General features: G+C 69.0%; 8 protein-coding genes. 2 read left to right on the forward strand and 6 right to left on the reverse strand.

Annotated elements, in window-relative coordinates; genetic code table 11:
* Positions 1-134: 134 nt before the first annotated feature.
* Complete coding sequence (locus tag E0H26_RS01775; RefSeq protein WP_131300026.1) at positions 135-2,876, forward strand: beta-L-arabinofuranosidase domain-containing protein; 2,742 nt, start codon at positions 135-137, stop codon at positions 2,874-2,876.
* A gap of 531 nt (positions 2,877-3,407) precedes the next feature.
* Positions 3,408-4,781, forward strand: a complete 1,374-nt coding sequence (locus tag E0H26_RS01780; RefSeq protein WP_131300029.1) for a glycoside hydrolase family 10 protein — start codon at positions 3,408-3,410, stop codon at positions 4,779-4,781.
* Positions 4,782-5,092: 311 nt separating this feature from the next.
* Here the strand turns inward: E0H26_RS01780 and E0H26_RS01790 are convergent, their stop codons facing one another.
* The 6 genes from E0H26_RS01790 to E0H26_RS01815 form a co-directional block, all read right to left on the reverse strand.
* Entirely contained in the window at positions 5,093-6,082 is a 990-nt protein-coding gene (locus E0H26_RS01790; RefSeq protein ID WP_206024800.1) for a LacI family DNA-binding transcriptional regulator, read from the reverse strand.
* A 467-nt stretch (positions 6,083-6,549) separates the two neighbouring features.
* Entirely contained in the window at positions 6,550-8,634 is a 2,085-nt protein-coding gene (locus tag E0H26_RS01795; RefSeq protein WP_131300034.1) for a family 43 glycosylhydrolase, read from the reverse strand.
* A 492-nt stretch (positions 8,635-9,126) separates the two neighbouring features.
* Positions 9,127-10,629, reverse strand: coding sequence for an L-arabinose isomerase (gene araA, locus E0H26_RS01800; RefSeq protein ID WP_131300037.1), 1,503 nt, complete (start codon positions 10,627-10,629; stop codon positions 9,127-9,129).
* Between the two features lie 27 nt (positions 10,630-10,656).
* The gene (gene yjfF, locus E0H26_RS01805; protein WP_131300040.1) at positions 10,657-11,646 is read right to left on the reverse strand and encodes a galactofuranose ABC transporter, permease protein YjfF; all 990 of its coding nucleotides are present in this window, start codon (positions 11,644-11,646) and stop codon (positions 10,657-10,659) included.
* Positions 11,643-12,707, reverse strand: coding sequence for an ABC transporter permease (locus E0H26_RS01810; protein WP_131300043.1), 1,065 nt, complete (start codon positions 12,705-12,707; stop codon positions 11,643-11,645). The genes yjfF and E0H26_RS01810 overlap by 4 nt, the downstream gene beginning before the upstream one ends.
* A complete protein-coding gene (locus E0H26_RS01815) occupies positions 12,704-14,245 on the reverse strand; it encodes a sugar ABC transporter ATP-binding protein (RefSeq protein ID WP_131300046.1) in 1,542 nt (513 codons plus the stop codon). The genes E0H26_RS01810 and E0H26_RS01815 overlap by 4 nt, the downstream gene beginning before the upstream one ends.
* Positions 14,246-14,277 lie beyond the last annotated feature (32 nt).

Consider the following 14,277-nt stretch of genomic DNA (forward strand, 5'->3'; position numbering starts at 1 on the left):
CCCTCCGGCGCCACGCACGCCGGGGCGTGGCGGTCCCGGTGCGCGGTCGTGCCCGCATCCGGTCCCGCAGCCGGCCCACCACGACCGTGGGACCGCCCGCCCCGGCCTTCCCCGTACGCAACTCGGAGGCCGTGATGCCCTACCCGTCCCTCAACCGTCGGCACGTGCTCCAGGCCGCTGGCGCGGCTGCCCTCGCCACCGCGGTCGGCCCCGCCCTGCGCGGCGGCACCGCCAGCGCGGCGATCCCGCCGGTCCGACCCGACCTCGGCGTCTCCGCGTACGCCTTCGACATGGGCCAGGTGCGACTGACCGCCAGCCGGTGGCTGGACAACCAGAACCGCACCCTGAACTACCTGCGCTTCGTCGACGTGGACCGGCTGCTCTACAACTTCCGCGCCAACCACCGCCTGGCCACCGGTGGCGCCGCGGCGCTCGGCGGCTGGGAGGCACCCAGCTTCCCGTTCCGCACCCACTCCCAGGGGCACTTCCTGACCGCCTGGTCACACATGTGGGCCGTACTCGGCGACACCACCTGCCGGGACAAGGCCAACTACATGGTGGCCGAGCTGGCCAAGTGCCAGGCCAACAACGCCGCCGCCGGATTCAACACCGGATACCTGTGCGGCTACCCCGAGTCCGACTTCACCGCCGTCGAGGCCCGGACGCTGAACAACGGCAACGTGCCGTACTACACCATCCACAAGACCCTCGTCGGCCTGCTCGACGTGTGGCGGCACATCGGCAACACCCAGGCCCGGGACGTCCTGCTGGCGCTGGCCGGCTGGGTCGACTGGCGTACCGGCCGGCTCACCTCGGCGCAGATGCAGGCCATGCTGGGCACCGAGTTCGGCGGCATGAACGCGGTGCTGACCGACCTGTACCAGCAGACCGGCACCGCCCGCTGGCTGACCGCCGCCCAGCGGTTCGACCATGCCGCCGTGTTCAACCCGCTCGCCGCCAACCAGGATCAACTCAACGGTCTGCACGCCAACACCCAGATCCCGAAGTGGATCGGCGCGGCCCGCGAGTTCAAGGCCACCGGCACCACCCGCTACCGCGACATCGCCAGCAACGCCTGGAACCTCACCGTCGACACCCGCACGTACGCCATCGGCGGCAACAGCCAGGCCGAGCACTTCCGGGCCGCGAACGCCATCTCCGGGTACCTGCGCAACGACACCTGCGAGCACTGCAACACGTACAACATGCTCAAGCTGACCCGGGAACTGTGGCTGCTCGACCCGAACCGGGTCGCGTACTTCGACTTCTACGAGCGGGCGCTGCTCAACCACCTCGTCGGCGCGCAGAACCCGGCCGACAACCACGGCCACATCACCTACTTCACGCCGCTGCAACCGGGCGGCCGGCGCGGCGTGGGACCGGCCTGGGGTGGCGGCACCTGGAGCACCGACTACAACTCCTTCTGGTGCTGCCAGGGCACCGGGCTGGAGAACAACACCACCCTGATGGACTCGATCTACTTCCACAACGGCAGCACGTTGACGGTGAACCTGTTCATGCCGTCGGTGCTGAACTGGTCGCAGCGCGGCATCACGGTCACCCAGTCGACCAGCTACCCGGCCAGCGACACCAGCACGCTCACCGTCACCGGCAGCGTCGGCGGTTCGTGGACGATGCGGATCCGCATCCCGAGCTGGACCCAGGGCGCCACGGTCAGCGTCAACGGCACGGCGCAGAACATCGCCACCACCCCCGGCACGTACGCCACCCTGACCCGCTCCTGGACCTCCGGCGACACGGTGACCGTACGGCTGCCGATGCGGGTCATCGTGGAGCCGGCGAACGACAACCCGAGCGTCGTGGCGCTCACGTACGGCCCGGCGGTGCTCTCCGGCAACTACGGAAACACCGCGCTGTCGGCGCTGCCCGCGCTGGCCACCGCCTCGGTCACCCGCACCAGCACCTCGGCGCTCACCTTCACCGCCACCGCCAACGGCGCCCAGGTCAACCTGCTCCCGTTCTACGACGCGCACGGCCACAACTACACCGTCTACTGGAGCAGCGGCGGCTCCTCCGGTCCGGCCGGGGCCACCTTCCGGCTGGTCAACGCCGCCAGCGGCCTGGTGCTCGGCATCGAGAACATGTCCACCGCCGACGGCGCCCCGGCATTGCAGTGGGCCGACAACGGCACCGCCGACCACGACTGGCAACTGGTGGTGGACGGCAGTGCGGTCCGCCTGCGCAACGCCAACAGCGGCAAGGTGCTCGGCGTACAGAACATGTCGACCGCCGACAACGCGCAGGTCCTGCAATGGTCGGACACCGGCACGGCCGACCACCGCTGGACCATCGTGGACGTCGGTGACGGCTCGCACAAGCTCCGCAACGGCAACAGCAGCAAGCTGCTGGGCGTACTGAACGGCTCCACCGCACAGGGCGCCCGGGTGGTGCAGGACCCCGACAACGGCACGCCCGACAACCAGTGGCGGTTCGTCCCCAACGGGGCACGCCGGATCCAGAACCTGGCCACCGGTCTCGTGCTCGGGGTCCAGAACATGTCCACCGCCGACGGCGGCCTGGTGATCCAGTGGGGTGACACCGGCACCGCCGACCACCTCTGGACCGCGATCGTGGACAGCGGCGGTTACCTGCGGCTACGCAACTCGAACAGCGGCAAGGTGTTGGGCGTGGAGAACGGCGCCAACGCCAACGGTGCCCGGGTGGTGCAGTGGGCGGACAACGGCTCGAACGCGCACCGGTGGCGGCTGCGGTACGGCGCCAACGGCTACTTCCGGATCCAGTGCGCCAACGGCGGGCGGGTCCTCGGCGTGCTCAACGCCTCGTCGAGCCAGGGCACCCAGATCGTCATCTGGGACGACAACGGTGCCAGTGACCACCGCTGGCGGTTCATCTAGGGCAGCCGCCGACGTCCCCGGTGATGCCGGGACGTCGAGGCGACGATCATCGGCGGCCCGGTGTCGTGAGCGTCCTCGGGCGCCCGCGACGCCGGGCCGCCGGCTGCGCAGGGTGGGTTCCGCAGCTGCAGGCGGATTCATCGACATCACTTGAGCGTGTTATCGATAACATGCTAGCTTCTGGCCAAGGAGTAACAGGGCACGCTCCTTTTCGAGGTCGCCGTCCGTCCGGCCGGCGCGGGACGCCAGCCGATCCCGCCACCGCCTACCGGCGACCTGTCCGGGCCGACAAACCCGCGAGGCGCCGCGCGTCACCGCGCTGGTGGCGGCCGCCCCGACGGTAGGCAGCAGCGATCCATCTCGTGGCAGCCGGCTGCCACGGGCGACTCGACGCGTCCACCCCACCGATTACCGGCACCGGCGTGCCGTGACCCGATGCCGGCCTGGTTCCGCCCTGCGCCGGACCAGTTCGTCGGCGCCCGACGCGGGTCGTCGCACCACACACCAACCACCACCGGAAAGGCTCCAACCATGATCCGCAGATCCCGAACCGACCGCACCCCGAGGGTGCGGCCGCGTACCGTCCTGTTGACCCTCGCGGCGGGCGTGGCGCTGATCGCCCCGACCGCCCTGGTGGCGCCCGCCGCCAACGCCGCGGCCACCACGCTGGGCGCCGCGGCGGCCCAGAGTGGCCGCTACTTCGGGGCGGCCACCAGCTCGTTCATGTTCTCCAACACGCAGCACACCACGATTCTCAACCGCGAGTTCAACTCCATCGTGGCCGAGAACGAGATGAAGTGGGACGCCACCGAGCCCCAGCAGAACGTCTTCAACTTCACCGGCTCGGACCGGCTGGTGGCGCACGCCCGCGCCAACGGCATGTCGGTACGCGGGCACGCCCTGGTCTGGCACGCCCAGCAGCCCGGCTGGGCGCAGAACCTCTCCGGCACCGCCCTGCGCAACGCCATGATCAACCACATCAACCGGGTGGCCGGCCACTTCCGGGGGCAGATCCACTCCTGGGACGTGGTGAACGAGGCGTTCGCCGACGGTGGTGGCGGCGGGCGGCGGGACTCGAACCTGCAACGCACCGGCAACGACTGGATCGAGGTGGCGTTCCGTACCGCCCGCACGGCCGACCCGAACGCCAAGCTCTGCTACAACGACTACAACACCGACGGGATCAACGCGAAGTCCACCGGCATCTACAACATGGTGCGCGACTTCAAATCCCGCGGCGTACCGATCGACTGCGTGGGCTTCCAGTCCCACCTGGGCACCGGCCTGGCCAGCGACTACCAGGCGAACCTGCAACGCTTCGCCGACCTCGGCGTCGACGTGCAGATCACCGAGCTGGACGTCGCGCAGGGCTCCAACCAGGCCAGCATCTACGAGCGGGTGACCCGGGCCTGCCTGGCAGTGGCCCGGTGCAACGGCATCACCGTCTGGGGTGTCCGCGACAACGACTCCTGGCGGCGTGGGGAGAACCCGCTGCTGTTCGACGCCAACGGAAACAAGAAGCCGGCGTACAACTCGGTGCTCAACGCGCTGAACAGCGTCACTCCGAACCCGACCAACCCGCCGCCGACCACCACCCCGCCTCCGCCCGGTAACGCGGCCTGCACCGCCTCGGTGTCGCTGAACACCTGGAACGGCGGCTTCGTGGCCACCATCCGGGTCACCGCCGGCAACGCCGCGATCCGGGGCTGGACCGTACGCGTCACGCTGCCCGGCGGCACGGCCGTCACCGGCACCTGGAACGCCCAGGCCAGCGGCAGCACCGGAACGGTCAACTTCAGCAACGTCAGCTACAACGGCCAACTGGGCGCGGGAGGCAGCACCGAGTTCGGCTTCCAGGGCACCGGCACCGCCCCCTCCACCACCCCCACCTGCACCGCCACCTAACCCCCACCCTCCCACCCTCTCCCCCACCCCACCCTCTCCCCCAACCCACCCACCCCAACCCACCCCACCGCCCGGTTGATCAAGAGGTTTCGGTCAGGACCCAAGCCCTTCCAACCCCAAAACCTCTTGATCAACGCAGTCCCACCCCGGCGTCCACACTCTCCACCCCGACCCGGGCTGTTGATCAAGAAGTTTTGGTCGGGATTGAGCTGTTGCCCGACCAAAACTTCTTGATCAACGCGGAGGTCTGGGGGTTGGGGGTGGGAGGTCTGGGGGGGTGGGGTGAGGGGGGTGGGGTGGGGGGTTGGGGGTTAGCGGTGGGGTGGGGTGGTGACGCTTTGGCGGGGTACCAGGGAGGGGGCGATGGTTTCGCGGAGGGCGCCGCCGCTGTCCGATTCGATCTGGGCCAGCAGCATCTCCAGGCTGGCCCGGGCCACCGCGTCGAAGTCCGGTCGGACGGTGGTCAGCGGTGGGATGAAGTAGGCCGCCTCCGGCACGTCGTCGAAGCCGACCACGCTGATGTCGTCCGGCACCCGGCGGCCATGCTCGTGCAGGGCCCGCAGCACGCCGAGAGCGAGGTGATCGTTTGCGGTGAAGACCGCGGTGACGTCGGGCATCCGCGCCAGCATCTGTCCGCACCGGTAGCCGGCCGCGGCCGACCAGTCCGCTGGCACCAGCGGCGGGATCTCCGCTCCCGCCGCCATGAGGGCTGTCCGCCAACCCTCTATACGACCCGCGCTGTCGAACCAGTCGGACGGCCCGGAGACGTGCCACACCGTACGGTGGCCGGCTTCGAGCAGATGCTGGGTCGCGGCCCGGGCACCGGCTGCCTGATCCACCGTCACCAGCGGCATCGGCCGGCGCGGATCCCCGTCGACCGTGACCAACGGGACGTCCTTGGGCAGGCGCTCCAACGCCTCGCCTGCCGACTCCACCGGTGCGATCACCACGATGCCGGCGACCCGGTGGGCCAGGTGCCGTTCGACCACCGCCGAGATCGACCGGTGATCGAGGTCGCGGACACTGCCCACACTCACCGCGAAGCCCGACTCCGCGGCGGCCTGCTCCAGGGCGGCCAGCAACGACGCCGGACCGTAAAGGGTGGTGTTCTGCGCGACCACGCCAATCACCTGAGAGCGACCGGTGACCAGTGCACGGGCCGCTCGGTTAGGCCGGTAGCCCAGTTCGGCAATCGCCGCCTGGACCCGCAGCCGGGTCTGTTCCCGCACGTTCGGGTGGCCATTGAGCACTCGCGAAACCGTCTGGTGGGAGACGCCAGCGAGGCGAGCCACGTCCGTCATCGCAGGATCGCGTACGGCCATCTCACACTCCCGCATGCCCGTGGGTCGCCGCGGCCCGTCGACACTGACCGGAGCGGCTTTGATTCACGATCCCTCTCGCGGCGCCCACGCCGGCCCGTGCCCGCCGGGGTGGCTTGCGCTAGATCACGCACAGTCTACGACAGCGACGACGTCAATCGCCGACAGGTCAGGCGCGCATCGCGGATGTCGGTCTTCTGATCAGCACCGATCGACAGAAGATCGATCCGAACACCCTGATCCTCGGCATGGCGACGGTGCCGCCGCGCGGCGGATCCGTGCCGCAGTTCCGCTGGAATGCGGCACGGATCCGCGCAGAGTGCGGGTGGCGCCCGCCCATCATCGGGCGCCACCCGCCGGTCACCGGTGAACGGTGACCTCCGTCCCGGTGGTCGGCGCTGCCGGAGGAGAGCGCCGTACCCACATCGAGGGTCGCCTCATGATCGGAATCAGGGCGTGGCCACCTCGAAGCGCCGCACCGTCACCGCGCCACCCAGTGCCTGGGTCGCGTGGTTGAAAATGGCGAACCGGTACCCCATGAAGAACGTCCAGTTGTTGTTGAGCGTCAGGGCGTTGCCCAACGAGACGAAGTTGACGCCGTCGGTGCTGTACGAGAAGCGTGCCTGCCGGCCGGAGCCGGGTCTGATGTCGGCGTTGGCCCGCAACCAGATCCGCCCGCCGGAGACCGCCGCACTGGCGATCTCGCTGCCGGTACTGGTGGTGTCCCAGTTGGTGTTCATGTTCAGCCCGTTGGTCATCACGACCCGGGTCGCCCCGTTGTCACGTCTGACCCCGATCCAGGCCGAGGCGTCCCGCAGCATGGCCAGCCCGGTCCGGTCGCCGTCGCGCATCGTCGAGTAGTCCAGCTCGACGGTCGCCGTGGACGTCGGGCCCTGGATGCGGTGGGTGATCGTGTTGCGAGCCCGGTAGAGGTCGTTGGTGACCGTGGCGGTTTGCAGGCGCAGCCCGTTGTTCACCGACCACCTGCTGTTGTCCGGGTTGTGGTTCCACTCATACTGCGGGCCGAGGGTGGTGCCGGCGAAGGTGTCGGCGCCGATGAGCGACTTGACCGGACGCAGCGGGAGCGGGTTGGGGTAGTTCACGCCCCAGGCGCCGTTGACCGTCTGCACCTGCGGCCAACCGTCGGCGGTCCAGGTGATCGGCGCGAGGGTGGGCATCCGTCCGCCCGGGTACGCGTCGGTGAAGGCCATGTAGTACCAGGAGCCGTTCGGCAGCTGCACCAGTCCGCCCTGGTGCGGCACCCCACCGCCGGAGATCGGGCCCTGCATGTTGAGCAGCACCTGCCGCTGCTCGTACGGGCCGAAGGGTCCGTTCGTCGACTTGAGCACGTACTGGCCGTTCGCGGGGCGGGTCAGCCAGATGTAGTAGGCGCCGTTGCGCTTGTAGAACCGGGCGCCCTCCAGGGTGCCGATGCTCGACGGCGTCTGGTAGACCTGCTGGGACCGCACCTGGGTGCGCCCGTCGGCGGAGAGCTGCGCCACGCTGATGGTGCCGTTGCCGTACGCGACGTACATGGTGTCGTTGTCGTCGATCAGCATGCCGGCGTCGTAGTAGCAGTTCGGGAGGGTGGCGTGCCGGCTCCAGGTGCCGTCCACGGCCGAGGCGGTGTAGATGTGGGTCTGCGAGAAGCCGATGCAGCCGGCCCAGTAGTACGTCCGGTTGCTCTGCCGGTAAGCGAGTGTCGAGGCCCAGATGCCTTCCACGTACGCCTGTTGCCCACTGGGCAGGTCGTACTTGGTGCCGAAGTCCAACCTGGGCACCGAGTGCCCGGCGAACTCCCAGTTCACCAGGTCCCAGGAGCGCAGGATCGGCGCACCCGGTGAGTAGTGCATCGTGGAGGCGGTCATGTAGTAGACGTCGCCGACCCGGATCACCTCGACGTCCGCGAAGTCCTGCCAGACCACCGGGTTGGTGAAGTTTCCGCCGGGGGTGCCGGGGTTGTCGCCGACGCGGACCAGCTGCCACTGCTGGTGGCTGCCGTTGAAGTCGTCGTACTGCACGATGTTGCCGCCGTCGGCGGTCGAGGCGCTCTGCACCTCCATCACCTTGTTCGAGTTCCGGTTGATCAACCGGACGTAGCCACCGTCGGAATCGGCCAGCCGGAACTGCTGGTTCGTCCCGTTGTGATCAGCCCACTGCACGATCGACGCACCGTTCGCCGTGGAGAAGTTGTGAACGTCCAGCACCTTGCCCGAATGCCGCGACTTCAACCGGTAGTAGCCACCACCGGAGTCCACGAACTGCCACTGCTGCTGATTGCCGTTGTTCCGCGTCCACTGCGTGATCCGCGCCCCGTCCGTGGTGGCCAGGTTGTACAGATCCAACGCCTTACCGCTGTTCCGGTTGACCAACACGTACCAGGCGTTGGTGTCCACCGTCGCCGCCGAAGCCGGCGTGGGTGCCACCGCCACCAACGTGCCGCCCACCACCACCGCCGCCACCGCGGCGCACAGCCGCGACCACCACCCGCGCCCACGCGGCGCGGGTCCTGAGACCTCGCCAATGGCAACCATGATCCTCCTTCAGGAATGCAGAGCCGTACGACCGGGGGGACGGCCTCCACTGCGGCGAGCGCCATGATGATCTTCGTTCAGGCATGTGATCGCTAACATGCAGCCCCTCGCCCTGGGGATGAATGCGAGATCATTTGCTGAGAAGAGACGCGAGCGGCCCGGCCAGCCACAGATATCGTCCGTCTTCACTATCGACTGTGAGCGATAACACGCCGTTAGTCAAGACGTAACATCCACCGGGCGACGGCGGGGCGAAGGACGCGGACGACCGAGCCGTACGGGCTGTCGAGTCACGCGCGCGAAGGGCAATCCGCGTCCCGGCCGGCGGCAAGTGGCGGGTCGGACGGCGGTGGGCGCAGCGGCGCCCCGGCCGGCGGGTGGCGGGCCAGGGGCGCGGCGCGGCGCGGCAGCCAGCGGACCGCGAGCTGCCGCCACGGCGTACCGGGCCGGGCCGCCGGAGCGGCAGACCCGGCACGCCGGGCAGGATCGTGCTCAGAAACCCCGGGCGAGCCGGTAGTAGGCCTGGTTCCACCGCAGTTCGTTGGCGAAGCGGCGGGGTTCGGTGTCGGCGTCGATGACCACCAGTTCGGTTCGGACCATCTCGGCCAGGTCGTGCAGTTCCTCCACGCCCACCGCCTGGGACAGTACGGTGTGGTGCGGAGCGCCCGCGGTGATCCACGCCTCGGCCGAGCCGGCCAGGTGCGGGCGGGGCCGCCAGACGGCCCGGGCCACCGGAAGCCGGCGCAGCGGCTGCGGCGGCGGGACCACGTCGACCTCGTTGGCGACCAGCCGGAACCGCTCGCCCATGTCGGCCAGGCCGAGCACCACCGCCGGGCCGGGCTCGGCGTCGAAGACCAGCCGGACCGGGTCCTCCCGGCCACCGATGCCCAACGGGTGGATCTCGACGTTCGGCACCCCGGCGGCGATCGTCGGGCAGACCTCGAGCATGTGTGCGCCGAGGATCAGCTCCTCGCCCGGCGTGAGGTCGTAGGTGTAGTCCTCCATGAAGGAGGTGCCGCCGTCGGCGCCGACCGCCATCGCCTTGACCGTGTGCACCAGCACGGAGGTCTTCCAGTCCCCCTCACCGCCGAAGCCGTACCCGTCGGCCATCAGCCGCTGCACCGCGATGCCGGGCAGTTGCCGCAGGCCGCCAAGGTCCTCGAAGTTCGTGGTGAAGGCGCGGAAACCGCCGGCGTCCAGGAAGGTACGCAGACCCAGTTCGATCCGGGCGGCGTAGCGCAGCGAGTCGTGCCGATCGCCGCCGGGCCGCAACTCGGCGGCCACCCGGAAGGTGTCGTCGTACTCCTTGACCAGGTCGTCGATCTGCGCCTCGGCCACCTCGTCGACCGCCCGGACCAGGTCGTTGACCCCGTAGGTGTTGACCGACACGCCGAAGCGCAGTTCCGCCTCCACCTTGTCGCCCTCGGTCACCGCGACGTCGCGCATGTTGTCGCCGAACCGGGCCAGGCGCAGCGAACGCATCGCCGACCAGCCGATCGCCGCCCGGGTCCAGGCGCCGACGCGGGAGACCACCCGGGGGTCGGTGACGTGGCCGGCGACCGTCTTGCGGGCCACCCCGAGCCGGGTCTGGATGAACCCGAACTCCCGGTCGCCGTGGGCGGCCTGGTTCAGGTTCATGAAGTCCATGTCGATGTCGTGCCACGGCAGCTCGACGTTGGCCTGCGTGTGCAGGTGCAGCAGCGGCGTACGCAGTGCGTCCAGGCCGGTGATCCACATCTTGGCCGGCGAGAAGGTGTGCATCCAGGCGATGATCCCGACCGCCCCTTGCACCGCGGCATCCTGGCAGACCTTCAGGATGTCGGCGCTGGTGGTCAGGACCGGCTTCCAGACCACCCGGGCGGGAATGTGCGGCGAGTCGTCGAGCAGGGCGGCGATCTGACGGGACTGCTCGGCCACCTGCCGGAGGGTGTCCTCGCCGTACATCGCCTGGCTTCCGGTGAGGAACCAGACCTCGGGTTCAGGTTGTGCTGCCATGGGAGTTGCCTTCCGCGAGAGGGGCGGTCACTTGTAGCGGATGCCGATGAGGCGCTGGAAAAGGATGAACGCGAAGAGCAGCCCTCCGATCACGATCTTGGTCCACCAGGAGTTGAGGCTGCCGTCGAACGTGATCAGCGCCTGGATCACGCCGAGCACGAGCACACCGAGCACGGTGCCGAAGACGTAGCCCGAGCCACCGGTGAGGACCGTTCCACCGATCACCACCGCCGCGATCACGTCGAGTTCCATCCCGACCGCGATCAGCGGTGCCCCGGAAAGCGTGTAGAAGGACAGCAGGATCCCGCCGATCGCCGAGCACAACCCGCTGATGGTGTAGACCGCGATCCGGGTACGCGCCACCGGCAGGCCCATCAGCAGCGCCGACTGCGGGTTGCCGCCGATGGCGTACACGTTGCGCCCCAACCGGGTGTACGCCAGCACGTACGCCGCGACCAGGACCACCGCCAAGGTGATCAGCACGCCGATCGAGACGAAGTTGCCCCGCGGGTCACCGATCCGGTGCTGGGCCATCGTGGTCCAGAAACCGTCGGTGATCGGGATCGACGAGGAGCTGATGAACGTACACATCCCCCGGGCGAAGAACATCCCGGCCAGGGTGACGATGAACGGTTGGATGTCGAAGAAGTGGATCGCACAGCCCATCAGGAACCCGAGGGCCGGCCCGATGAGCAGCGCGATGACCAGCACCAGCAACGCCGGCAGGCCCGACTGGAGCAACCACGCCGAGACCATCGCGGTCATCGCGACCACCGAGCCGACCGACAGGTCGATGCCACCGGTGAGGATCACGAAGGTCATCCCGACGGCCACCACGAGCAGGAAGCCGTAGTCGATGAAGATGTTGAAGATGACCTGGACGTTGGAGAAGGCGCGGTACTGGGATACCCCGATGCTGTACATCACCAGCAACAGGGCGAGGGTGACCAGCACCGGCACGTGCCGCCGGGGCAGCCGCGCCCAGCTCGGGCCGGTGGTCAGCGAACTCGTGGTCACGCCGTCACCTCTTCCTTCTGTCGCGGCTGCGCCGGGGCCGCCGGGGGCGGGGTGCCGCGCCCGCGCCGGCCGAACTTGGCGCGGAAGGCCGGTGCCTGGATGAGACAGACGGCGATGACGACCACCGCCTTGAACAGCAGTGCCGTCTGCGGGGAGATGTTCATGGCGTACACCGTCGTGGTGAGAGTCTGGATGATCAGTGCGCCGACGATGGTGCCGCTGAGGTAGAACCGGCCGCCGGCCAAGGACGTGCCGCCGATGACGACGGCGAGGATCGCGTCGAGTTCCACCCAGAGACCGGCGTTGTTGCCGTCGGCGCTGGACACGTTCGCGGTCATCATGAAGCCGGCGACGGCGGCGCAGGCGGCGCTGACCACGTAGACGAGGAAGACCATCCGGGACGACCGGATGCCGGCCAGCCGGCTGGCCTCGCGGTTGCCACCCACCGACTCGATGATCATGCCGAGGGCGGTGCGGCGGGTGAGCGCCGCGACGAGCAGGGCCGCGCCCAACGCGATGAAGATCGCCAGCGGCAGGGTCAGGAAGTGCCCCAGCCCGATCGCCCGGTACGGCCCGGAGTTGATGGTGATGATCTGGCCCTCGGTGACCAGCTGCGCCAGTCCCCGACCGGCCACCATGAGGATCAGCGTGGCGATGATCGGCTGGATGCCGATCACGGAGACCAGCACACCGTTCCAGGCGCCGAGCACGAGCGCGGCGCCGAGCGCCATGGCGAGCGCGGTGAAGACGGTGACCAGGCTGTTCTGGTCCGACGCCTCGCTGATGTGCAGACAGGCGATGGCACCGCTGATGGCGCAGATCGAGCCGACCGACAGGTCGATGCCGCCGGTGGCGATGACCAGGGTCATGCCCAGCCCGACCAGGATCAGCGGGGCGCTCAACCGGAGGATGTCGATCGGGGTGCCGTAGAGGTGCCCGTTGTTGACCTCGACGGCCAGGAAGCCGGGACGGTAGATCGTGTTCGCCACCACCATCACGGCGAGGACGGCCAACGGCCAGAACAGCCGGTGACTCAAGATCGGCTTTAGACGCTCGCTCACTGGTTCGCCTCCTCCCGCTGTGATCCGCTGGCGATGGTCTGCATGACGCGGTCGGCGTCCACGGTGTCGTCGTTGTCGAGCTGCGCGACCATCTCCCGGTCCCGCATCACCACGACCTTGTGACTCAGCCGCAGCACCTCCTCCAGCTCGGCGGAGATGAACAGCACGGCCATGCCGCCGTCGGAGAGCTGCACGACGAGTTTCTGGATCTCGGCCTTGGCCCCGATGTCGATGCCACGGGTCGGCTCGTCGAGGATGAGCAGCCGGGGCTCGGTGATCAGCCAGCGCGCCAGCAGGACCTTCTGCTGGTTGCCGCCGGACAGGTTGCGTACCGGCAGGTCGGGGTTGGCGGGCCGGATGCTCAGCGCCTTGATGTACTGCTCGACCAGCTCGTCCTGGCGGCGCCGCGGGATCGGGCGCAGCCAGCCCCGGGCCGCCTGCATCGCCAGGATCATGTTCTCCCGAACGGTCAGGTCGGGGATGATCCCCTCCGCGCGGCGGTTCTCCGAACAGAACCCGATGCCCTGCTCGATGGCCTGGATCGGGCTACGCAGGCTGGTCGGCGTACCGTTCACCGCGACCTCGCCCCGGTCGGCCCGGTCGGCGCCGAAGAACAGCCTTGCCGCCTCGGTACGACCGGAGCCGAGCAGTCCGGCCAGGCCGACCACCTCACCGGCGTGGATGTTCAGGGTGAACGGGGCGACGGCGCCCTTGCGACCCAACTCCGAGACCGCCACGAACGGGGTCCCGCCCTCCACGGCCGCGAGTTCCCGCCGGGGCTGCTCCTCGATCCGTTCCAGGACGTCGAGTTCCTTGCCGATCATCTTCTCGACCAGGGCGAGCTGCGGCAGCTCCGCGGTCGGGTACTCGCCGACCAGGGTGCCGTTGCGCAGCACGGTGATCCGGTCGGCGATGCCGTAGACCTGGTCGAGGAAGTGGGTGACGAAGAGGATCGCGATCCCCTCGTCGCGCAGCTGGCGCATCACCCGGAACAGCTGTGCCACCTCACCGGCGTCCAGGCTGGAGGTCGGCTCGTCCAGGATCAGCACCCGGGCCTGCACGTCGATCGCCCGGGCGATGGCGACCATCTGCTGCACCGCGAGGGAGTAGCTGGCCACCGGCGCGGTGACGTCGATGTCGAGGTCGAGGCGGGTCAACAGCTGCCGGGCCTGCCGTCGCACCTCGCCCCAGCGGACGGCGCCGAGGCGGCGGGGCTCCCGGCCGATGAAGATGTTCTCCGCCACCGAGAGGTTCGGGCAGAGGTTGACCTCCTGGTAGACCGTGCTGACCCCGGCGGCGGACGCCTGCATCGGCCCGGAGAAGGCCACCTGCTCGTCGCCCAGGGTGATGGTGCCCTCGTCGATGCCGTAGACCCCGGTCAACACCTTGATCAGGGTCGACTTGCCGGCGCCGTTCTCGCCCATCAGGGCGTGTACCTCGCCCGGATAGAGCCGGAAATCGACATTGTGGAGGGCGCGCACTCCAGGAAAGGACTTACTGATCCCGGTCATTGTCAGGACCGGACGGCTATCCGTCATCCCATCAGACCTTCTTCTGGGTTCTGTCGATA

This window comes from Micromonospora zingiberis, from assembly GCF_004331455.1.
Classification (GTDB): domain Bacteria; phylum Actinomycetota; class Actinomycetes; order Mycobacteriales; family Micromonosporaceae; genus Micromonospora; species Micromonospora zingiberis.

What these genes read in the sequence shown, in the direction of transcription:
- E0H26_RS01775 (WP_131300026.1), top strand. Translation starts at nt 135, where the DNA reads ATGCCCTACCCGTCCCTCAACCGTCGGCACGTGCTCCAGGCCGCTGGC.
- E0H26_RS01780 (WP_131300029.1), top strand. Translation starts at nt 3,408, where the DNA reads ATGATCCGCAGATCCCGAACCGACCGCACCCCGAGGGTGCGGCCGCGT.
- E0H26_RS01790 (WP_206024800.1), bottom strand. Translation starts at nt 6,082, where the DNA reads ATGACGGACGTGGCTCGCCTCGCTGGCGTCTCCCACCAGACGGTTTCG.
- E0H26_RS01795 (WP_131300034.1), bottom strand. Translation starts at nt 8,634, where the DNA reads ATGGTTGCCATTGGCGAGGTCTCAGGACCCGCGCCGCGTGGGCGCGGG.
- araA (WP_131300037.1), bottom strand. Translation starts at nt 10,629, where the DNA reads ATGGCAGCACAACCTGAACCCGAGGTCTGGTTCCTCACCGGAAGCCAG.
- E0H26_RS01815 (WP_131300046.1), bottom strand. Translation starts at nt 14,245, where the DNA reads ATGACGGATAGCCGTCCGGTCCTGACAATGACCGGGATCAGTAAGTCC.